This is a genomic window from Microvirga pakistanensis (assembly GCF_004458765.1).
GTDB lineage: Bacteria > Pseudomonadota > Alphaproteobacteria > Rhizobiales > Beijerinckiaceae > Microvirga > Microvirga pakistanensis.
This window is the reverse complement of the sequence record NZ_SPJX01000267.1, coordinates 65,031-85,359: the sequence shown is the minus strand read 5'-3', so window position 1 is coordinate 85,359 and position 20,329 is coordinate 65,031. Positions and strand designations below refer to the sequence as shown.

General features: G+C 59.0%; 16 protein-coding genes, 1 tRNA gene, 1 other RNA gene and 2 pseudogenes. 11 read left to right on the top strand and 9 right to left on the bottom strand.

The window, feature by feature from the left end:
* Positions 1–18: 18 nt before the first annotated feature.
* Positions 19–95: transfer RNA gene (locus E4K09_RS15200), tRNA-Met, on the top strand.
* Between the two features lie 325 nt (positions 96–420).
* Here E4K09_RS15200 and E4K09_RS15195 read toward each other — a convergent pair.
* Entirely contained in the window at positions 421–849 is a 429-nt protein-coding gene (locus E4K09_RS15195; protein ID WP_342211355.1) for a DUF892 family protein, read from the bottom strand.
* Between the two features lie 304 nt (positions 850–1,153).
* On the opposite strand from E4K09_RS15195, the gene E4K09_RS15190 reads away from it, so the two are divergent.
* From E4K09_RS15190 to E4K09_RS15175, 4 genes are read left to right on the top strand one after another with little or no spacing between them, the layout of a single operon-like run.
* Positions 1,154–2,236, top strand: a complete 1,083-nt coding sequence (locus E4K09_RS15190; RefSeq protein WP_244610512.1) for a type III polyketide synthase — start codon at positions 1,154–1,156, stop codon at positions 2,234–2,236.
* Between the two features lie 8 nt (positions 2,237–2,244).
* Positions 2,245–2,958: a methyltransferase domain-containing protein gene (locus E4K09_RS15185; protein WP_204985732.1), complete on the top strand. Its 714-nt coding sequence runs from the start codon at positions 2,245–2,247 to the stop codon at positions 2,956–2,958.
* Between the two features lie 14 nt (positions 2,959–2,972).
* Positions 2,973–4,112: an NAD(P)/FAD-dependent oxidoreductase gene (locus E4K09_RS15180; protein ID WP_166802340.1), complete on the top strand. Its 1,140-nt coding sequence runs from the start codon at positions 2,973–2,975 to the stop codon at positions 4,110–4,112.
* Entirely contained in the window at positions 4,109–4,960 is an 852-nt protein-coding gene (locus E4K09_RS15175) for an SAM-dependent methyltransferase (RefSeq protein WP_134498381.1), read from the top strand. The genes E4K09_RS15180 and E4K09_RS15175 overlap by 4 nt, the downstream gene beginning before the upstream one ends.
* Positions 4,961–5,555: 595 nt before the next feature.
* Here E4K09_RS15175 and E4K09_RS15170 read toward each other — a convergent pair.
* Complete coding sequence (locus E4K09_RS15170; RefSeq protein WP_134498379.1) at positions 5,556–5,765, bottom strand: hypothetical protein; 210 nt, start codon at positions 5,763–5,765, stop codon at positions 5,556–5,558.
* Between the two features lie 609 nt (positions 5,766–6,374).
* Between E4K09_RS15170 and E4K09_RS15165 the strand changes: the two are divergent.
* From E4K09_RS15165 to E4K09_RS15140, 6 genes and pseudogenes are all read left to right on the top strand, one after another.
* Positions 6,375–6,581, top strand: a pseudogene (locus E4K09_RS15165) (cold-shock protein); the annotation flags it as partial.
* A 329-nt stretch (positions 6,582–6,910) separates the two neighbouring features.
* Complete coding sequence (locus tag E4K09_RS15160) at positions 6,911–7,120, top strand: cold-shock protein (RefSeq protein ID WP_134498377.1); 210 nt, start codon at positions 6,911–6,913, stop codon at positions 7,118–7,120.
* Positions 7,121–7,228: 108 nt separating this feature from the next.
* On the top strand, positions 7,229–7,429 hold the full coding sequence (locus tag E4K09_RS15155) for a hypothetical protein (protein ID WP_134498375.1): 201 nt from the start codon (positions 7,229–7,231) through the stop codon (positions 7,427–7,429).
* A 46-nt stretch (positions 7,430–7,475) separates the two neighbouring features.
* Positions 7,476–7,823, top strand: a complete 348-nt coding sequence (locus E4K09_RS15150) for a DUF6481 family protein (RefSeq protein WP_134498373.1) — start codon at positions 7,476–7,478, stop codon at positions 7,821–7,823.
* A 121-nt stretch (positions 7,824–7,944) separates the two neighbouring features.
* A complete protein-coding gene (rpsU, locus tag E4K09_RS15145) occupies positions 7,945–8,247 on the top strand; it encodes a 30S ribosomal protein S21 (RefSeq protein ID WP_134498371.1) in 303 nt (100 codons plus the stop codon).
* Between the two features lie 254 nt (positions 8,248–8,501).
* A complete protein-coding gene (locus tag E4K09_RS15140) occupies positions 8,502–9,185 on the top strand; it encodes a lysophospholipid acyltransferase family protein (protein ID WP_244610511.1) in 684 nt (227 codons plus the stop codon).
* Between the two features lie 7 nt (positions 9,186–9,192).
* On the opposite strand, the gene E4K09_RS15135 is transcribed toward E4K09_RS15140, so the two are convergent.
* The 7 genes and pseudogenes from E4K09_RS15135 to E4K09_RS15105 all read right to left on the bottom strand — a co-directional run bounded on the left by E4K09_RS15135 (position 9,193) and on the right by E4K09_RS15105 (position 19,959).
* A complete protein-coding gene (locus E4K09_RS15135; protein ID WP_134498367.1) occupies positions 9,193–9,933 on the bottom strand; it encodes a hypothetical protein in 741 nt (246 codons plus the stop codon).
* Positions 9,934–10,008: 75 nt separating this feature from the next.
* Positions 10,009–10,391, bottom strand: a transfer-messenger RNA (tmRNA) gene (ssrA, locus tag E4K09_RS15130).
* A 661-nt stretch (positions 10,392–11,052) separates the two neighbouring features.
* Positions 11,053–12,444: a coiled-coil domain-containing protein gene (locus tag E4K09_RS15125; RefSeq protein ID WP_134498365.1), complete on the bottom strand. Its 1,392-nt coding sequence runs from the start codon at positions 12,442–12,444 to the stop codon at positions 11,053–11,055.
* Between the two features lie 4 nt (positions 12,445–12,448).
* Positions 12,449–13,423 (bottom strand): DUF6384 family protein, encoded by a 975-nt coding sequence (locus tag E4K09_RS15120; protein WP_134498397.1) that lies wholly within the window; start codon positions 13,421–13,423, stop codon positions 12,449–12,451.
* A gap of 1 nt (position 13,424) precedes the next feature.
* Positions 13,425–14,603: a cell surface protein gene (locus E4K09_RS15115; RefSeq protein ID WP_134498363.1), complete on the bottom strand. Its 1,179-nt coding sequence runs from the start codon at positions 14,601–14,603 to the stop codon at positions 13,425–13,427.
* Positions 14,604–14,810: 207 nt separating this feature from the next.
* Positions 14,811–15,201, bottom strand: a pseudogene (locus E4K09_RS15110) (alpha/beta fold hydrolase); the annotation flags it as partial.
* A 606-nt stretch (positions 15,202–15,807) separates the two neighbouring features.
* On the bottom strand, positions 15,808–19,959 hold the full coding sequence (locus tag E4K09_RS15105; RefSeq protein WP_134498359.1) for an nSTAND1 domain-containing NTPase: 4,152 nt from the start codon (positions 19,957–19,959) through the stop codon (positions 15,808–15,810).
* Positions 19,960–20,329: the final 370 nt, after the last annotated feature.

The following is a 20,329-nucleotide window of genomic DNA, read 5'->3' as shown; positions in this document are numbered from 1 at the left end:
CAATCCTGGCCCGCATGGCGCGGGGTGGAGCAGCCCGGTAGCTCGTCAGGCTCATAACCTGAAGGTCACAGGTTCAAATCCTGTCCCCGCAACCAACACACCAAAGCCCCCATGCAGACATGCAGTGGAGGCTTCTTGCGTTCAAAGACATGATTAGCTGCCGTAGCATCATAAGGCGCTTGGCATCGTCCGTCAGTGTGATCAGAAACCATCGGAACGGCACAGCATTCCAAACCAAGTTCAACCTAAGGCAGCAGCAGGGAGTTTAACGCGTTCAGCTGCTTCTCTGGCGCATTTCTTGAGGTGCTCGGTCCCCTCTCTCTGGTCGGCGCAACGCAATCCGCGTCCCGACGGTACTTATCCTGATGAAAATGTCTTAGCCGCAGCCCTCCGCATCATGGATTGCCAACGGCAGCTTCCCTAACCGTCAGCCTTCTCCCCGCTTGTCGTGAGTTCAACATAACGCCGGGTCACCGGCTCGATAATGCTGGCCACCTCCCGTGCGGCCTGCTCCTCCTGGACCGACACACGGAAGGCGGATGCGTGTGCCGTCTCGCCGGCGGATTCCGCAATGGCGATCAACGAGCGATAGGCGGCGATTTGCTCGTGTTGATAAGCATACCCGGCATAGAGGTTTTTGAGCGTCTCATCCTGGAACATGCCATGCACGGTGGCCCCAACTGTGCCAGCTACTGCCGTAACGGTTTCCTTGATGCCGGATACGCCCTCACCTGCCGCTCCCAGCGCCTGCTCGAGATGCTCCAACTGGGCCCGGGTGGTTTCGATGTGCCGGTCCAGGAGAGATACATACTCAGGGTACCTCTCCAGGCGCGAGACCTGGAGCTCCATCTGCTGGAGCCCTGCTGCTCCATCGCGTGTGTGTTGCGCAGAGCAGTGATGTAGATTGCAGGAGCATCTGTAGCGGCCATGATAGTGCTCCAGGAGAGGTTATTCGACCATGACAGGCTCACTGCTGTCCGGTTCCTGTGCCCACTGGCCTGTTGGCGAACCAATGAGATGTTGGCTCCGGAACCCCACACTGGTTCGCCGTGTCCTTAACTCTCTTGCATCAAGCAATCCGTCATCCGCGCTGAACATATTGGAGCCGTTGCGTGTTCCCTTTCGAGTGCATCATTCGATGAGGCGGAACATCGTGACAATTGCGTGTATCAACAGGATCGGTACGGCCGTTCCCGAGCATGATGTGCATAAGGCTTTCATCAACTTTGTTGAACAACGCCTGCCGGATCACAAGGCCAAGCTGCTGTTCCGCCGCATGGCACAGAGAGCCGAAATCGACCATCGCTATTCAACGCTCAAGCCGCACGAGGACCCGACCACCGCCCTCGACAACGAAGGGTTCTATCAGGCCGAGCAGTTTGCTGACACCACGCGGCGAATGGCTCGCTTCGAGACCCATGCCGTGGACCTCGCCGAAAAGGCCGTGGATGCTCTCGGGCTTGGTGACGAAAAAGGAGCCGTCTCCCATCTGGTGGTGACCTCCTGCACGGGCTTTACAGCGCCCGGGCTTGATCAGCAGCTGACGGAGCGTCTTAGGCTAAACCCTTCGATTGAGCGAACCATGATCGGGTTCATGGGATGCGCGGCCGCCGTGAACGCCCTGAAGGCAGCAAACCACATCGTGCGCTCCGAGCCTTCCGCCAAAGTGCTGGTGGTGAACTTGGAGCTCTGCACTCTTCACCTGCAGGAGACCGCCGACCTTGAGGAGAACCTCAGCGCCCTGCTCTTTGGTGACGGCTGCGCCGCCTGCCTAGTCTCTGCCGAGTCAGAAGGGATCGCCCTACAGGACTTCCGCGTCGTGACGATCCCAGATACGCGCGATCTCATCACCTGGAGAATCGGCGAGGCCGGCTTCGTCATGAACCTCTCAGGCGAGGTTCCTCGGAGGATCGCCAGGGCCCTTAGCCACGAGGCCGGGCGCAACGATGATCAAGGTATCCTGTGGGGGCAGCAGCAACACGAGTTCGATCTATGGGCCGTCCATGCCGGCGGCCGAACAATCCTTGATGCCGTCGAACAGGGATTTGATCTCGCTCCTGATGCCCTGAAGTGGTCCCGCAGTGTTCTGAGGGACTTCGGCAACATGTCTTCGGCGACAATCATGTTTGTCCTCCAACGTATCCTGCAGCAGGCAGCCCCTGCCTCGAAGGGCCTCGGTATGGCGTTTGGACCAGGACTGGCGGCGGAGACGTTCCGCTTCAACATTGCCGGTTAGTTTGGATCATGAGCCGTTCTTTCGCCCAGCGTAGCGACGAGACCGAGCTCATGGACACCGAGCCCGTGAGGCTCGAGGATTATCGCGCCTGCCTGCAGGATCTGTCCCGGGTCAATGCGCTCACGCTCACCCACAGACCGATTCTGAGGTGGCTTGATCATGCCGTCCGCCATGTCGATCCGAACGCCTCCCTGACGATCGTCGATGTGGGATATGGCTACGGCGATCTTCTGCGCCGCATCCACGACTGGAGCCAACGGCGCGGGAGGCGGGTCGATCTTGTCGGCATCGACCTCAACCCCATGAGCGCACCCATTGCCCAGGCGGCAACTCCCAAGGGAGTAGAGATCGACTACCGGACGGGTGACATATTCGAGTACGAACCTGACCGCCCGGTCGATATGGTGGTCAGCTCACAGACGACGCACCACCTTTCGGACGAGGAACTCGTTCAGTTCGTTGCTTGGATGGAGCGGACATCGATGCGGGGCTGGTTCATCGCGGATCTTCATCGGCATGCTGTTCCCTTCCATGCGTTTCGAGCCCTGTCACGGCTTGCCGGCTGGCATCGCTTTGTTCAGCATGACGGACCCGTCTCGATTGCCCGCAGCTTCCGGCGGGAAGATTGGGAGCGCATCGTTCAAGCTGCGGGAGTGTCTCCTGATGCTGTTAGCATTCGCTGGTATGTCCCGTTCCGCCTGTGCGTGAGCCGGCTACGATGACGAGAGGCGAGCGCATGGAGGAGGTTGTTATCGCAGGCGGCGGTCTGGCCGGCGCGGTGGCGGCCTGCATGCTGGCACGGGCGGGCTGCCCCACTCTCCTGATCGAGCGGGAAATAGCGCCCAGGCATAAAGTCTGTGGCGAATTCCTGAGCATCGAGGCGCAGACCTATCTCGCTCATCTGGGGATCGACCTCGATGACCTTGGCGCGAGTCGCATCAAGTCGGTCCGGTTGATCAGCGGACAACGTTCTGCCGAGGTCGAGCTGCCCTTCACAGCGCGGGGCGTTTCGCGCATGAAGCTGGATGAAGTCCTGCTGAACCTCGCCGCCTCACGCGGTGCCAAGGTGGTCAGGGGATGTGCCGTCAGAACGATCTCTTTCGACGAACGAGGAATTCATGCTCGATGCGCCGAGCTGGGCGACCTTCGCCCCCGGACGTTGTTTCTCGCAACCGGCAAGCACGACATCAGAGGCGTCAAGCGTCCCACATCGGGAACGACACACGACTTAGTTGGCTTCAAGGCTCATTTCTGTCTCGCCAAGCGCCAGCAGAGCACCCTCGACGGACATGTAGAGATCATTCTCTTTGCTGGCGGCTATGCCGGATTGCAGATGATCGAGGAAGGGACCGCCAACCTATGCTTGGTTGTCACGCAGGGGCGCTTCAAAGCTGTCGGCAGGAGTTGGCCAGACTTGCTTCGAACCGTTTCCGAGGAGACGCCTGCCCTAAGAAAGCGGCTCGAAGGTGCCGTCCCGCTCTTTGAGCGCCCCCTTTCGATCTCTCGTGTTCCTTACGGCTTCGTTCATCCATCACGAACTGACGAGCCGCAAGGCTTGTTCCGGATCGGCGATCAAGCGGGCGTGATCCCATCCTATACCGGCGACGGGATGGCGATCGCATTGCACAGCGGCTGTCTTGCGGCATCCACCTATCTGACGCTCGGTCAGGCCAGCTCGACTTTTCACCGCCAGCTCAAGGCAGACATACAGCATCAAATCCGCCTTGCATCTCTCCTCTACGCTGCTACTCGCCATCCCTTCGGGCGGAGCGCCATTCTCCGTTTCTGCCAAGCTTGGCCCTCAGTCATGAGGCACGTCACATCCTCAACCCGCCTGCAGGATCGCGTGGTGCAAAGAGTGCTCGTTGGGCCATGATTATCCCGAGGAAGGCTCAGACTGCCGCCGACGTGGCCGCACATTACAACGATCTCGACGTGTTCTATCGGGAGGTCTGGGGAGATCACGTCCATCACGGTCTCTGGTTTACAGGCCGCGAAACCTCAGCCGAGGCAGCGGAGGCGCTGATCGAGTACTTGGCTGACAGCCTGATGTTGCAGCCAAACGATCATGTCTGCGACGTTGGCTGCGGCTATGGCGCCACTGCGGAGTGGCTTGCAAGAAATCGTAGCGTCTCCGTGACCGGGCTGACGATATCCGCCGTGCAGGCGCAGCACGCAGCAATGCGAGCAGCCAAGTCCCCCCTTCTCACTTTCCTGCATCAGGATTGGCTTGAGAATACCTTTGAGGCGGGCTCATTCGATTGCGTGGTCGCAATCGAAAGTTCTGAGCATATGCGGGACAAGCAGCTCTTTTTCGACGAAGCATATCGCACCCTTCGTCCGGGAGGAAGAATTGCCGTTTATGCGTGGCTCGCCCGCTCTAGAACATGCCCCTGGGAGGAGCGCTATCTACTGGAGCCTATCTGCCGAGAGGGTCGCCTGCCCGGGATGGGCAGCATGGATGATTATCGCGAGTGGGCGACGAAGAGCGGGTTTGTCGTCGATGGCTTCGAGGATCTCAGTGCCCGGGTCCGGCGCACCTGGACGATCTGTGCGGGGCGCTTCATGAGAAAACTCCTCACTGAGTCCAAGTATCGAGGCTATCTGATGGACTCCAAGGCAGGAAATCGCATCTTCGCCTTAACCCTTGTCCGCATCTGGATTGCCTATGGCACAGGTTCGATGCAGTACGGTCTTCTGAACGCCCATAAACCAAGGGCCTGATGCCAATCCATGGTGAGATGGCTCTCAAGGACCGGCTGTTATTCCAGGTCTCCCAAGCCTGCAAGATCATAGTCGATGCGTCGGTGTAATCGCCTACTGGGTTTAGGACGGCTGCCCTAGGTAGAAGCTGCGACCGCAAACGTCGGTTGTTTCATGTCCCCGCAACCAACACACCAAAGCCCCCTGAACGCAACCCGCGTCAGGGGGCTTGGCGTATCAGAGGCCCGATCACACGCCCGCCCGCGCTACCCCGAGGAGCGGCTTTTGGCAGCCACACGGACGCGGTCATCAACATGGCCATCCGAAGCGAAAAAATCGTTTCTCGAGGAGTTGTTCGACTGAACTGCTCGGACGCTGAATGGAAAAGGCCCCTTAATGGGGCCTTTTGTTTGCAGGATCAGGTGACCGGATCAGTCTGCGGTGTGTCCCAGAGAAGCGCCTTTATAGCTTTGCAGAAAACGGCACATGTCGAAAAGAACCCGGCACAAGGCCGGGTACCTGTTGAGGAGACGGTCATGAGCATCAACACGTCCGCCGATCAACGCCTAAGTTCATGTCCCTGTTCAGGCTCTATTACGCTGAAAGATTAGCTGTCCTACACCCGAGTGCGGCTGCGGGAGAAGTACCAGACAGCCGCAATGACAATGATCACCAGCAGGATGATCCACCAGTAATCCATGATCCCACCAGCGGTGGCTCCGGCATCACCGGCGGGAGGAGCGCCAGGCGTAGCGGGTGGGGTTTGCGCCAAGGTGGGCGATACGGCCAGAAAAAGGAAGCTGATCAGTGCTGTGAGTTTGCTCATGCAAGTGTCTCCGTTTGAAAGCTCCAGGAGCAGCTTCTCCGCTTAATTGCTAAGCTGATCCTATCTGAGAACGCCTCCTGCGGCTAGGTGTTCCGGCCCGCGAGGCAGTTCAATCAATGAAGATCGTCTGCGCAATTCCGAGAATGAAACGTCATGGAACGAGGCTCCTTACGCGACCAAGTTGTACGCTTCGCGTATTGTCTCGAATGGTGAACGTCAGCACCGGGTCGAAGACGTCCCAAAGCACGGCCGTGTGACGGTCTGCTCACCGTTTCATTGCAAAGCTTCAGCGTACTCCCGGAACGTTCCAGAAATAGACATTCGCTTCTCCTCTCTGGCAGGCGCAGGTGGATGCAGCTCAGCAATCAAGCACCCTGCAGAGCCGGCGCTAGTCGCCTCATACGTCGGTATCCAGCGGGCCCGCCGGTGCCTTGTAAAGGCCGCGTGGTAATCTTGTTGTCATCATATCGAGATTTGGCCGACGACTGAACTGCTGCGCCTCACCGTGCACATGCACGGACGACCTCCCCAAGCATCGATACCCTTGAGCCGATGGGCATTATTGCCGCGGCTCGCCTCTATCACAATTAGCGAAAGGAGTTCACCACGGCGACGGGCACGACCAAATGGTATAACGAAACAAAGAATCAGGTCTTCACCCAGCCCGACACCGGCGGCAAGGACGTGTTCGTCCATGCGAGCGCACTGGAGCGCGCCAGCCTGGATGGTCTGGTTGAAGGTCAGAAGGTCTCCTACGATGTCGAGACCGACCGCCGGACAGGCAAGGAGTCGGCCGGGAATCTGAAGACGGCCTGATCAAGCCTTCCGATCACCCACTTTAGGACAAGGGCCGCTCCATTATGGAGCGGCCCTTGCGGTTTGCACCTGAGGCAACTCGGTGCATCGGATTGCAAAGGAAAACAGCCCATTTTTGCCCATAAGTTAAAAAGATGTCCTTGTAGAAATCCAATAAATACCCATATTTCTATTATCGACTTTGGCCGGACAATCGGGCCGTATCGCTTTTGGCTCTGCCAGGCGCACGTTCGGGCTCTCTTTCCAAAACATCGACGAACCGAGGTGAGGTCGCGCTTTTGCGCGCCTGTGCTCACGTGCATCTGCATCAATCGCGAAAGGTTACCCCCATGATCATGGGCACTGTGAAATTCTACAACGACATGAAGGGCTTCGGCTTCATCCAGCCGGACGATGGCAGCAAGGACGTTTTTGTCCACGCGACCGCTCTTGAGCGCGCCGGCATGCGCGGCCTCTTCGAAGGCCAGAAGATCTTTTTCGACACGGCTGAGGATCGCCGCTCCGGCAAGGTGGCTGTCGATAAGATCCAGAAGGCCTGAGGATGATTGGGCGCAAACCATAAGCGCCTACATACGGAGCCGCTTCTGGATGGAGCGGCTTTTTCTTTCCGAACCTTCGTCATTCGATACCGAGCGAGTGAGGAATCAATGAACACGTTTCGAAGAACGGCCCCTGCGAAATCTGTGATGTTCGTAGTGAACTATGACGATGCTCGTCGGGCTTATCTGTGGATCGACAATCCCGAAAATGCCAATGATAGCCGAACAATCGGGCTGATCGCACGAGCCCAGCAAGAGCAGGGCACCTTGCCCGGCGGTAATATCACCAGCATCCGGCGCATCCGGTAACTGACATAGGTTAGATTAGGTAGACAAATTGAGTTCAATAGGCGGAATGAAGCATCAGGATTTTAGTGAACGGCTCGATGCTGCCAAGAATGCGAAGCAGGCGATGGCGGCAAAGTTCCGGCAGCGCCCAGGACCCGACGATCCGGCGGTAGCTGAACGCCGGGTGGCTCGGGCAGCCATGAGCGCTGCGCGCGATGCACGCATGGCTGAACGTGAGACAAAGCGCCTTGCTGAGGATGCTCACATTGCGGCTGAACGTGAAGCCCATGCAACGGAACGAGCAGAGCAGGAGAAGCGCATGGCCGCCGAGAAGGAGGCAAGTGATGCGAGGCTTCAGGCGGAGCGCAAGGCTGCTCGCGATGCTCGTTACGCGGCCCGCAAAGCACGAAAGTAGCGGTCCGGAAGAGCGAAGCTGGGACCACCTCGCCCTTTAGCTCTGAACTTCTCGTTTATCTGATCCGACGAACATAAGCTGCGGCGGAATAACCCACACCAACATATAGATAGGATATCCGTTGCAGGTTCTGGTGCGTGACAACAATGTCGATCAAGCTCTAAGGGTTCTCAAGAAGAAGATGCAGCGCGAAGGGATCTTCCGCGAAATGAAAGCGCGAAAAGCCTACGAGAAGCCATCTGAGCGGAAGACTCGGGAGAAGGCAGAAGCTGTCCGGCGCAACCGCAAAGCAGCCCGTAAGCAGGCAATCCGGGAAGGATTGATTGCGGCTCCGAAGCCGAAGGCTCGTTTTGCCGGTCAGCGTCGACCAGTGATTGCTCCCAATACTGGACCGAGGCCTGAGACAACTGAGGCGAAGGTTTAGCAGAATTGGAGCAACAGAGCCCAAGCACCAATCCCGGGCTTACAGAAGACGCAGCATCTACCACGCGCTGCTTCGTACCCCTTCGTACTTCGTATCCAGCTTGAGCCAGCACTACGATCAACAGTCCTTAGTATCTAATAAGGACAGGAGGCATCACGCGTGTGCCAGCCAGTTCTGCCCCTGATCAAGCAACGATTCATCTGAAGCATTCAACTCCAATGCAGCACGTTCGCTCAATACTTTTTGATATCTTTTTGGCTCTCTGGACCGGGCTCTTCGCGCCCGCCTTGGCGATCCTGTGGCTATGCGGCTCCCCCGAGCGCGGCGTCCGGCTGGCGTCCCGGCTGTGGGCGCGCGGCATTCTTATTGGACTGAAATGGCTTGTCGGTCTGACCTATGCTGAGCGGGACCGACACAACATCCCGGACGAGCCCTGCTTGATCATCGCCAATCACCAGTCGACCTGGGAGACGCTGGCGTTCCTAATCCTGTTCCCGGATGTGGCGATTGTCGCGAAGCAGGAACTGCTGACGATCCCGGTCTTCTCGTGGTTCCTGCGCAAGTCGCCGATGATCCTGATCGACCGTGAGAGCGGCTCAAAGGCTGTCCGCAAGATGGTGGACGAGAGCCGGGCGGCGCTGGACCAAGGCCGTTCCGTGCTGATCTTCCCAGAGGGAACTCGCAAGCCGGCCTCTGAGCCCATCGCATTCAAGCGCGGGGTGGAACTGCTCTATACCAAGCTCGACCGGGCGGTTCTTCCGGTGGCCTTGAACTCAGGCCTCTTCTGGGGACCGGGTCAGCCTTACAAGCGTGCAGGAACGATCTCGGTCTCCTATCTCCGCCCAATCGAGCCAGGTCTTCCCGGCAACGAATTTATACGCAGGGCCGAGCAGCTGCTTGAGGCTGAGAGAAGACACCCATGGCCACAAGCAGCTTGATCCTGTTCTATGGAATGGTGACCAACTCGATGAAGGGTTCGAGGCTGGCGTAAGGCAGCGTGAACTTTTCGCCCCGGAACAGCATCGGCACGTCCTGCCCGCCTCCGATGCCGGAGGTCAGTTTGCTGCGCACGGTGAAGGTTTCGCCTGCCCTTACAGGCCCCCAGGGCTCATCAAGAAAATCCTTGACGCCAAGCTCGGTCAACCGGGCATCGACGGCCTTCATCCGCTCATGGGACGGCAGATGCCGTAGGCCGCTCGCGAGGTCCTCGCGCGTGCTGGCATAGGCGGGGTTGCGCACTTTGTATCGAAGCTCCGCATCTTGGGTGAAGCGCCACTCGGAACCCGTCACCATCTGCTGCTGCTTCGTGAGAGGCTTCTTTGCGGGCTTATCCGTCTTTTCTGCCGCCTTGGCGCGAGTGGGAGGCTCGGCAGGCTGAACATCGGCGATTAGCGCCCACTTGCTTGACCACTCCACCGCCCGGTAGTCGCCCCTGGTCAGACGATCCGTAAACTCGAGAATATCCTGATCGATGGGGCGCTTGCCGCCGCTGGCTTCGAAGTATCGCAACCGCATATCGTCTGGCAGAAGCAGATAGAAGTTGGCGCTCTTCACGTCCACGTCAAAGACATTGGTGACTCTCACGACCTGATCGCGCATGGACGGAGCCTCGACGCCGTCACCCGTCGGATAGACAATTGCCCCTTTGGGAACCCGGATGTATCCGCCCACTTGAATCTCCGACATCTAATTTTCGTCTTTCTGTTGTTTAATCAGCGGTAGTCGAGAAGGCCAAAGGCTGGAAATGGGAACGGCACCCGAAGGTGCCGTTTCTGTTGCTAGGCTACCCCGAGCCCCGGATGGTTACGCCGCGAGGCGCACCGCACCCATGTCAACGTTGTCGTTGGCATTTGTGAATGTGCACTGTTAAGGCCGTAGCTCAGCCTAATCGCAGCCCAGTCTTTATCGCGCCCAGTCGAACCCATGTCGCCCCCATCACAAACACACCGAGACAGCACACCAGCTACAGCGATAAGCAAGGTGCTCAGATCCACTCTGCGGTACCTAATGGCCAATGTGTTTGTGGTGGAGGCGGCGGGAATCGAACCCGCGTCCTAAACGCCTATTCCACTTTGCCTCTACGATCATAGTCAGGTGAACCTGACACGAGCGATATAAGACTCCGCGGGCATAATATCTAGCCTTTGAGCTGGCGATTTCTTCGGATCGAGTGACTCACTGATTCGACCTCTCTGCATTTTTGGAGGGTGCGCTTGCGCTTTTGATTTCCGAAAAACCTTCAAAAAGTCGGCCTGTGAATAGCCAGGAAAGGTCCGTAGAAGTCCCGTTCGGCAAGGTTTGATTCACCAACCATGCGGTCAGGCGGCAGCTCTGACCCAAACATCTGGTCAAACTCGATCTTGGTGAGATAGCCGCGTTTTCTAGCTTGCTTCAGCAGGCGCCAGGATTCGGGATTGGATAAATCGATCAGCGGATTAGTTATGGCAACTCCTGCTGATCCTGTGTTGGTACAGCGGCTAGAATACTCCTCATGGAAAGGTTAGCCGACCGTAACGTCCTGCTCTCAGGGTCCGGAAAGCAGCAGAGGAAAAGCCAGCCTCTGTTCATCCGGAGGACGACCGTGATCTGTTAGCTTATGAATTCCATCTCACCTGATACTGAGGACTGCACTGGGTCAGACAAGGTCATAGAGCGACACCGTGCAGAGGTCCGCCCACCGCGCAAATGCGGTTAAGGTCGACCTCGTGCCAGGAGCCGTCATTCAAAATGCCTCCGCTCAGATTCGTTTGGTGAATGTCACTTAGGTTGCCTACCGGGACCACTCCGCCCACTCATCACATGCGATCAGAATGACCCGCCTGTCCTGAAGTCTCCACCACCAAAAGACCCGCCGGTTCCAAAACCGTCCAGGGGCGGAATCGGCAGGCCACCGCCGAAGCCGGAATCCCACGGGCTCGGCCCATGATGGAAACCGCCGCGCAGAACCTGTCCCAGGATCGCACCGCCAATCGCACCCGTGAGGACGCCACCCAGCACGTTGCCTAAGGCGGCCTCGTTGCCGAACGTGCCATAGGGGGTGTCATAGCCCTGGTGTCGAAGCTCCTCCCATTCGCGCTCGATCACGGAACGGCGCTGGGCAATCTCCTTGAGACGCTGGTGAGCGTCCACCGCCCGGCGCAGCGCCTGATTGATCAAATCGTCCGTCGCCTGAATGCGCCGGACGATCTCCTCGTCTCGCGGTATCGGCGTGCGCAGGGCTTCCCGGTAGAGCTGGTCGAGGTTCTCGCGCTGATCAGCGGCAGCCAGAACCTCGATGGCTTCGCGGTACGGGGCGTCCCCCTCCAGGATCGAGGCGTCGTAAGTGCGGTCCAATGTGACGAGCGCCTCCCGTGCCTCAGCGAGCCTGCCGTCGGCCTCTGCCACAGCATCCCGCGCCTTCGCGGCGGCGGCCTCGGCCGCCCCGATGCCCGCGTCCACGAGTGCCTGGCGTTCCAGGGCTGTTAGCCTATCCCTCGCCTCCCTCAGTTCCCCAATGAGCCAGCGGGAATGCTCGCGCAGCCGCTCAGGAATCTCGTTGAGCAGGGCGAAATTAGCCCGCGCCTTGTCATAGCCAACGACCCGCGCCACAAGGCGATCCATGGTGCGGGTCAAGGAATTGGCCCGGTAGGCGGCAGCACCGAACTTCCGCTTCCACAGGTACATGAACAAGGGATCGTCCTCATAAGGACGGCGCTTCTCGTCCCGATCGGCTTCCGCCTGCGCGGCCTTCTTCTCCGCCTGCTGCGCGTGTCCGGTGAGTTCGGCCACCCGAGCCCGGGCGGTAACCCAATCAGTATTGATGCTGACTTTGGCCTCGACATTTTTGCGGATCGTCTCGACATCGGCCAAGGTTCTCTCGAGGGCGTCGACTGCGGTTTGCCGACCTGCCTCTGCCTGGCGCACACGCTCCTCTGCCTGCCGGCGCCGCTCGGTCAACTGACGCAGCGCCTCTTGGCGACTGTTGAGCAGATCCATGGCCTGGCGTTCGGCAGCATCCAGTTCGCCGACAACCTGGTCCTGCTTGATCGCATCCAGCTTCAGCCGCGCCAGTTCACGGAAGCGTTCCGTGCGTTGGATCCGCAGGCGACCGACCTCCTCGGTCGCGGCGGCATAGGCTCGCTCGAACTGCGCCTCCTGCTGGCGAGCCTTATCGATGAACTGCTCGATCTGCGCGAGCGCCTGGCGTCCTGAGATCATCGCCTTACCATTGTGTGATCGCACCGCCGAGAACCGGCATCAGGTAGTTTACGTCAAGCTGGCCCCGACGCTTCTCACCCAGACGATTGCGCTGCACAATGCCATCGTCATTCTTGTCCCTCTCCACCTGCCTGGCCGTAGCCTCGTCCACGCGCACGCCCCACTTGGACGTCGTCGCAGTCCGGCCATTCTCCTCACTGGTAACAGGCAGACTGAGGATCCGCCCGTCGGGAGTGACCGGCTCCACGATCAGGTAGTAATTTCGGCCAGCGGGGTTGCGCTGCGGCACGCGCCAGACGCCGGTGGGCTCACCCGGGCGGGAGACGATGCGCAGGACGTATTCGCGCCGCAAGTCCGCGCGCAGGACCTCCAGATCGTTGATGGCCTGCCGGGCACCCTCGGCATCGCGACGCGAGATCGCGGCCTTGCCGTCCGCAAGGATTCGGTCAGCCGTTTCTCGTGCTGCCGGCACTTGCGCCTCCCGTAGCACGTCCTCGTGCCCCTGCTCCAGGGCGGCCGGCAGCCTCTCAGCCAATTCGATTTGGTTTCGCTCAGCCTGGGCCTGCTCCTGCGCCTTCCGCTGGCGAGCCGGCTCGACCACGCCGAAGTGGTACGCGCCCCAGCCAAACGCCAGCAACGTCAAGAGAGACAAGAGGCGACGGCCGATGTTGCCGCGGTTCACCCAGGCCCGCGCTACGGTGCGGGCAAAGCTCGGGCCCGGCGGGGTGTAGACGAAACGCTGCTCCTTGAGTGCCCGCACTCCTTCCAAGAGGATGCGATCGGGCACCTCGATGCCTTGCCCGCTGTAGATCTCGCGCAGCCGGTGCAGAAGCTGGGCGTCTCGATCCTCCTCGCCAAGCTCACGGCTGACAAGGTTCTCCTGGTGGCGGAGCGTGTCCACCACGTCCATCGCGAGCATCACCTCATCAAGACTCTGAGATGGTCTGTCAGGTGGGCTCGCGGGCGGTTGTGCAACCATTTCAGCCATTGGCTGGCAGGGCCTGTCCTTCGGCCACGAGGCGAGCGATGCGCTGCTTGCCGTCCTCGACCGCGTCGCGGATCTCGGCCGAGTTCTGGGTCGCGAGCCGGCGCATCTCGCCGATGATCTCCTGAGAGCGCTCCTGGAATGTGATCACGGAATCTACGAGCTTCCTGACCGCATCGGCCCGGATCGTCGGGCCATAGCCAGCCTTCACGGCAGCCTCGCCGACCTGATCTCCGATCTCGGCAAGCACCTCAAGGCTGCGCGAGACGCCTTCCTTCATCTCGTTCAGGGTCTGGGTTGACTCGTTCAGGCCGAACATGCCGGTGAAGGAGGCCTTCAGCGCCGTGAACACGGAATCGTTTGTCGAGAAGAAGGTCACGGCTTGGGCGTAAACGCGCTCTTTGGCATTCGACATCTGCATCAGACGCGCCATGATTACTTCTGAGGTGTTGTAGCTGACCGTCAGGTTGTCCGAGAGGTCCTTGGCGATCTGATAGCGCTTCTCCTCGTCCTGGGTGCGGCGGAGCCGCTCGTCGCGGGCGAGCTCCAGTCGGGCCCGTTCGGCCACTTCCGCGCCCTTGAAGTTGATGACGGCATCGGACGCTCTCTGCAGATCCGCCTTAGCAGCCTCCAGCTTCTGCTCAGCGGCCCGGAGCACCTCCAGGGCCATCACCTCCGCATGCTTGAGAGCCCCGCGGAAGTCACGATAGGCATCGAGGATGATCTGCTCGCGCTCAATCTGATCCTTTGTTGAGCGGGTCACGTCGAGATAGATCTCTTTGATCTCATCGAATCGGTCCGCGACATCGCCGCGGGAGAGCTTCATCCAGACATTGTTGATCCGTTCGAAAAAATCGATCTTCTGGTCGTCAAGCTGGTCGACCATCTTCTTCGTGTCGTCGCGGATGGAGTTGAAGGCCTCGGTGATCTGACGGTAGCGCTCGCCGATCTCCATCGCCTGGGTCTGCTCGCGGACGACTTCGTTGAAGACGCTGGTCTGACCCAGGGTGCGGGCGATGATCACAATCCGGTCCTGATCTAGGTCTGAGATCTTCTCCAGGAGGCCATTGATGGGAGCGTCCATGGCTTGAGGAGGAATGATCCCAATTTCCCGGAGAGCTGACGCAGCTCTATCGAGATATTGCATTGGGCTTTTTACAACGATGTCAGACATGGCGCCTCCTCCGATCCCGCGCAGTGTTTCGGACGTCCTGGAAAACGGAAATGCTGCACTCGGTTTGGTGTGTTGATGAAAGCACAGTGGGCTAATGTCCAATTCAAGTGACGGTTCCCCATACCTCCCCTCTGGCGTGCTCGCTCCGAGCCGGCGATGTCGGTTGCGTGCTGGCTGCTGACAGCCGAGACTAAGGGCAACAAGGGGTTATCCCACTCCTAGGTCCCACGCAGGGCCGGATCGCTGCCCCCTGTCGTCAATGGCTGTGGCAACTGCGTCCGGAGCCCGGTGATGCACCATGTGGCCTAGTCCCGGTAGGAGGATAAACTCACTGCCAGCCAGTTTGTGATGCAGGCGCTCGGACTGAAGGCCCACGTCCGCAATCTGATCGTCCGCGCCTCTGATGATCGTCACCGGAACCTTCAGTTTCCGGTAGTGCCGCTCCAGCTCGACGACCGAAGGCGTCATGAGCGCCGCGTCTTCGACCGCCGCCCGAAGCTGCAGGAGTCGCAGCATCAGCGCATTCGGGAACTCTCGGTCAAAGCGCTCCGGTACCGGAGCCGGCTGGAACACCCGCTTTGATCATGCCTGGGAGGATCGCCACGATCCGCTCAACCGAGAACCCCTTCTTCCGCATGACAAACCTCTCTGAGCCCCCAAGGAAATTTGCCGGTCAGACTAACACAGCGGCTGGACCACTTCGCCCATGTCACCTCAATGGCCCCAATGATTTAGCTAAGACGATGCTACATCGCCTACTCAGGTTGTCCTTCAACTGTCGGTGGTTTCAGGTCCCCCGCAACCAACACACCAAAGCCCCCTGAACGCAACCGCAAAGCCCTTGAGGAACACCAAACTCAAGGGCTTCGTTGCGTTTGGGCCCACCTTATCCAACACAGAATGAAAAGCCACTAGCTCCAACAGCGTTAAGCGCTTCTGATTGTTCAGCGCCCGTCGAGCACCGAGCGAGGATGCGCGCTAAGTCGCCCTGCAACTATGCGCCCACAGGGCTTCCGCGCGGGCAAGCCCGTGCAACCACGCCAATACAACCCACACCCCAAAGAAGATCGTGCCCCGGGAGCACACCACGCCGACCTTGCGAAGCGCTTTCCGTGGTCCAAGGCATGATAAAACACCTCCGGCGCTGAACGTGCGGCAGGGCGATCCGCGCTTTCATCTCTTGATGCCGGGCGAGAATCTCGATCTACCCGCCGGTCCGGAGCGCAGTAATTCCCGAAACGCGAACTCGGTCGTCCTGGACGATGACACCCTGTTCTATATTTGAAATCTTCTTCTCAAGGTGATTGTACAAGCTCGCAAGCGACCCGCCCGCGCGGGAACGACATCCAGACAGCAGAGCCGCGGCCCCGATGCTATCTCTGCGCCGAATGGCTTCAAGCAAACGCTCGTGTACTACAGCAAGCTCGTGGAACTCGCGGCTGGATGCTGTCGCCTCATCGCCACAAAGCACCAGGAGATTTCTCGGCCGTGCCTCACCTCGGAGCATGATCTCGCCAGTCTCCAGGACGGCAAAGCCCGGAGCTGCGTGAGCCGTCTCCTCCGAGATTAGAAGCTGTGCACCCAGTCCCTTGCAGCAAGATCCAATCCGCGTCGCCACGTCTACGGCCTCTCCGATCGCCGAATAGTTGAAGCGCCGGTCAGATCCCATGTTGCCGACGCATGCATCCCCCGTGTTGATGCCAACGCCAATCCTAACCTGGAGATCGGGCTGGTTCCGTGCTCGGAAGCGGAAGGCATCTTCAGAATTCATCCGGGATATGATGTCCTGCATCCGGAGCGCAGCGCGACATGCCCGCGCGGCATGATCAGGGATGTCGAGCGGCGCGTTCCAGAAGGCCACGATTGAGTCTCCTACATACCGATCAATCGTACCGTGCTCAGCCTGGATCGCGTCCGACATGGGAGAGAGGAGTTGATTGATGAAGCCGACGAGATCGGCAGCCGGGAGAGCCTCGCAGATCGGCGTGAAGTTGTGCACCTCCATGAACATGATGGTCATCGGACGTACCTCGCCGCCCAGTCTCATGCTGCAGGGAGAGCGCTCCAGTTTCGTCAACAGCTCCGGCGCAACGTATCGCCCAAACGCTTGCCTGATGAATTTCCTCTCCCGATCTGCGGCCATATACAGAATACCCGTCACAGCAAAGTACACGATCAAAGAGCTCAGCAGCGGAAAAACAGGATCGAGGAGAATGCCATGCTGGTAGAAGAGCCACCAAGAGGACCCAACCGCCATCGCAGCCGCTAGAGCTCCGACGAGGAACGTCAATTGAGGGCTTAGTCCAAACAGCAGAGCGGCAACCGCTATGCTGAGGAGAATTGTAGCCCAGATCTCCAAATCGTCAGCCCAATGAGGCCGAGCCAGGAACGATTTTCCGAGGATCTGCTCCATGGCCTGAGCGTGGACCGAGACAGCTGGAACCGTCTCTCCGAGCGCTGTGATACTAGCTCCGCCTAAGCCCGGAGCTGAGACGCCGACAAAAACGACATGGCCTTCGATTTGCGCACGAAGATCCGCCTCCACTACTGGTTTCAGCACATCTTTGGCCGACACATAGCGAACTTGGCGGTCATGATCATAGCGCAGCCATAGATCGCCGCTCGCAGACAAGGGAATTTGAAACTCACCGATCCGGATCTGGTCGAGCTTGGGGTGCGCGGCCCCAACGCTCCTTACCATAACCGTGTTTTGGCTGAACGCCACGCGGAGTGCCTCGGCAACAAGACTGGGATAGATTCTGGATCCATCGGAGACCAGCATCGGTATCCGGCGGATCACCCCATCTTGATCTGCGACTGCGTTCCAGCTCCCGACCCCACTCGATGCTTGATCAAGGATCGGGATATTCGTCACGGCCCCGACAAAGGGGTCCAAGAAGGTTTGAGGTTCAACGCCCACCAATGCCCATCCGGATTTGACCGGAGGCCGTAGGCCATTCGCTAAAGTGGAGGTCGCAAAGCTGAGGACGACAGGCGCATTCCTGATTGCATCGGCGAACGCCTCATCATGGTCAAGCCGGTTGCCGGACAACGCATAGATCTTATGCAGCTCACTCAACTCCCTGGAGTCAAGGCTGCGGACTTGATGGATGGGCGAAGTCCGGTCGGGTTCAGGAAAGATCACATCGAAAACAATGACAGAGGCGCCAAGTTCAACGAGGCGCTGTGTCAAGTCGGCGAGCCGGATCCGAGGCCAGGGCCACTGGCCGAACGCAGCGAGCGAGGCATCATCAATGCCCACGATCCGGACCTTGAAGGCATCGTAGGGGCGAGGTGCACGTCGTTGGTACACATCGAAAGTCCGATTTCGAAGGTCTGCGATGAACCAAGGATCAATGATCCTGAGCGCAGTCGCTGACCCTATGAGACCGGTCGCAACAATCAGGATAAGGGTCAACTTCCGCGTGATCGAGCCGCCCCATGCCTGGAGTGCCGACACGAGTTTTCCGTGCTCCCTCAGGCCGCGGCCTGAGCCGAAGAGCTGACGGACGGCCTCCTCCGGAGGGCGCACCATCGACTCAAGTATTCCTCCGCGCTTACCCGCGTCGACTAGTTGAGCCTGCTTTTCGTCATCGTGCGCAATACTGGCGGAAACAAAGGACGTTAAGGAACCAAACCGATTGGATCCGTCGACATGGAACCGCCGCGCGCGTGAGAGCAGATAACCTTGCAGGAGCGCTTCCTCCTTTCGTTCCTGAGGTGCCACGGCCCAGATCTTCATTTGCTCCTCGACCTGTTTGTAGACGAGGAGAAATTCCTGCTCCGCCGTGATCCAGCTCGTCAGCTTCGGCCAAGCTCGGAAAAGTGCTTCATGCGCCACCTCAATCCGCGCATCACCATGTTCGTCGCTCAATGTCAGAAGACGGCTCTGAACCAAGGCGAACAGAAGGCGATGCGCGGCGGCGGGGCAATCAGCCAGACGCGCGATTGCACGAAGGGCATGCCCATCGGCGGTCAGGCGAACCAAACCGGGGATGAAGCTGCGACGCAAGGCGATCAACTCTTCCTCTGACGGTCGCTCGGCCTCGATGACTTCTTCAGCTCTGCGCCGCACTGCGTTCTCAAGAGGGGAGAAGCCGGCACCAGCGTCGCCGAGCATTTCATAGTCGGCAATTGTAAGATGACGATGATGGCCCTTCGAATGGTCATACAGCTCGCGTAGTGTGAAAGCGAGAAGCGGCAGGACGTCCGATGAGGGTACGTCGCGAAGGATGCGCTCCACCAATCCTTCTTCAAGGTTGATCGAAGCGACTGCTGCGGGTCCTATGATGATGCGCCTCACCCGATCAAGGGGCATCGGCCGCAGCGGATAGGTCATGGGCCCGATGGCTGCAATCTCGGGCGTCGCGAGGAGCTCATCCAGTGCATCCGATCGGGACGTAGCGACAACCAGGAAGGGCAGATTGACTTCTTGGTCTGTAAGGACTGCAAGAGCTCCCAGGAAGGCATGCGTTTCTGTCGACCGAACGGAGATGATTTCTTCAAACTGGTCAATACACAGGAGCAGGGTTGCAGCACGCTGGCGCCCCACCCGCAGCTCATCCGCGAACTCCTTGAGGGCGGAGCGTGGCTCTTCGGTTAAGCGCTGCTTCCACTGATGCCAGCTCTCAGGTTTTCCGTTGGCCTCCGCCAAAGCCTTTGCCAAGGCGGTCAGGGGCTCCGCTTGAGGACGGATAATCGGAACGATAATCCAAGACGCCCGCTCCCGTTCGAGTGCTGGGACAACGCCGGCCCTAATTAGCGATGACTTCCCACTGCCTGAGGAACCAAGGACGAGAAGGAAGCTCCCGCGGGTCTGCAGTCGACGGCTCTCGAGCTTCTCTATGATCTCGTGCGTTTCCTCGTCTCGGCCGAAAAAGATCGCCGCGTCTTCCTTCTCAAATGCATTTATGCCTGGATAGGGAGGACGGGCGGGATCCCAGCGGAAGCCTCGTGCGAGTTCATCCGTGATTGCTCTGATTTTCTGGGCAAGGCGCTCGCGTCCGCCGGATTTCCACGCCCGCCAATCGATCTCTTGGAGATCCCGGGCAATCGATGCTTCATGAACCGGTCCTGCCGCAATCGGAAAAATACGCTTCCCGAGAGCGCGAGCCTGCGTGTACTCTGCGAAGCACCACTTCGAGCTATGCCAGTTCGGCGTGAGAACGACGACTACTGCATGGCAGCGCGCGATCTCCTCGTAGAGCCGGCGCTCCCAGTTTTCACCGGGATCTATTCCGATTGTGCGGTCGAAATCAAGGAAGACGTATTCATAGCCTAGTTCTTCGAGCCACAGTTTGAGTTCCGCGGCAATTTCGCGGTCAACACTCGAATGGCTTATGAATATGGCAGGCATGTGCCTCCACTCTGGAATGCACAATCAAGCCGAAATACTTGTCTCAACTTAACTTATTTCCGCTGCACCTACAAGATTCGAGTTCGCCTCAGGATCCCGAACGCCAGGTGAATCGCTCAATGAAGAGCCCGATGCGTTCATCCGCTGCTTGTCGCGCGAAGTCTCACTTCAAGGTGCGGGCGCACAGCATCAGCACATAGCGCCATGACCCTCGCGAGCGCTTCAGCAATGTCGAACCTGTGTCCGCTGCCGAGCTGTCTGACAGTTGCCAAAGTCGAAATTATGGCATGCGGCTACGGAACATAAGTCTATAAATGGCATAGATCCATATCCTTCTCGAAACTTAATGTCTTGATCCGTGGCGAGCCTG

Bases quoted from the DNA above. Each gene is read 5' to 3' on its own strand.
- E4K09_RS15150 (WP_134498373.1), top strand. From the start codon at position 7,476: ATGAAGCATCAGGATTTTAGTGAACGGCTCGATGCTGCCAAGAATGCG.
- E4K09_RS15105 (WP_134498359.1), bottom strand. From the start codon at position 19,959: ATGCCTGCCATATTCATAAGCCATTCGAGTGTTGACCGCGAAATTGCC.
- E4K09_RS15185 (WP_204985732.1), top strand. From the start codon at position 2,245: ATGAGCCGTTCTTTCGCCCAGCGTAGCGACGAGACCGAGCTCATGGAC.
- E4K09_RS15155 (WP_134498375.1), top strand. From the start codon at position 7,229: ATGAACACGTTTCGAAGAACGGCCCCTGCGAAATCTGTGATGTTCGTA.
- E4K09_RS15180 (WP_166802340.1), top strand. From the start codon at position 2,973: ATGGAGGAGGTTGTTATCGCAGGCGGCGGTCTGGCCGGCGCGGTGGCG.
- E4K09_RS15175 (WP_134498381.1), top strand. From the start codon at position 4,109: ATGATTATCCCGAGGAAGGCTCAGACTGCCGCCGACGTGGCCGCACAT.
- E4K09_RS15115 (WP_134498363.1), bottom strand. From the start codon at position 14,603: ATGTCTGACATCGTTGTAAAAAGCCCAATGCAATATCTCGATAGAGCT.
- E4K09_RS15160 (WP_134498377.1), top strand. From the start codon at position 6,911: ATGATCATGGGCACTGTGAAATTCTACAACGACATGAAGGGCTTCGGC.
- E4K09_RS15135 (WP_134498367.1), bottom strand. From the start codon at position 9,933: ATGTCGGAGATTCAAGTGGGCGGATACATCCGGGTTCCCAAAGGGGCA.
- E4K09_RS15125 (WP_134498365.1), bottom strand. From the start codon at position 12,444: ATGATCTCAGGACGCCAGGCGCTCGCGCAGATCGAGCAGTTCATCGAT.
- E4K09_RS15170 (WP_134498379.1), bottom strand. From the start codon at position 5,765: ATGAGCAAACTCACAGCACTGATCAGCTTCCTTTTTCTGGCCGTATCG.
- E4K09_RS15195 (WP_342211355.1), bottom strand. From the start codon at position 849: ATGGAGCTCCAGGTCTCGCGCCTGGAGAGGTACCCTGAGTATGTATCT.
- E4K09_RS15120 (WP_134498397.1), bottom strand. From the start codon at position 13,423: ATGGTTGCACAACCGCCCGCGAGCCCACCTGACAGACCATCTCAGAGT.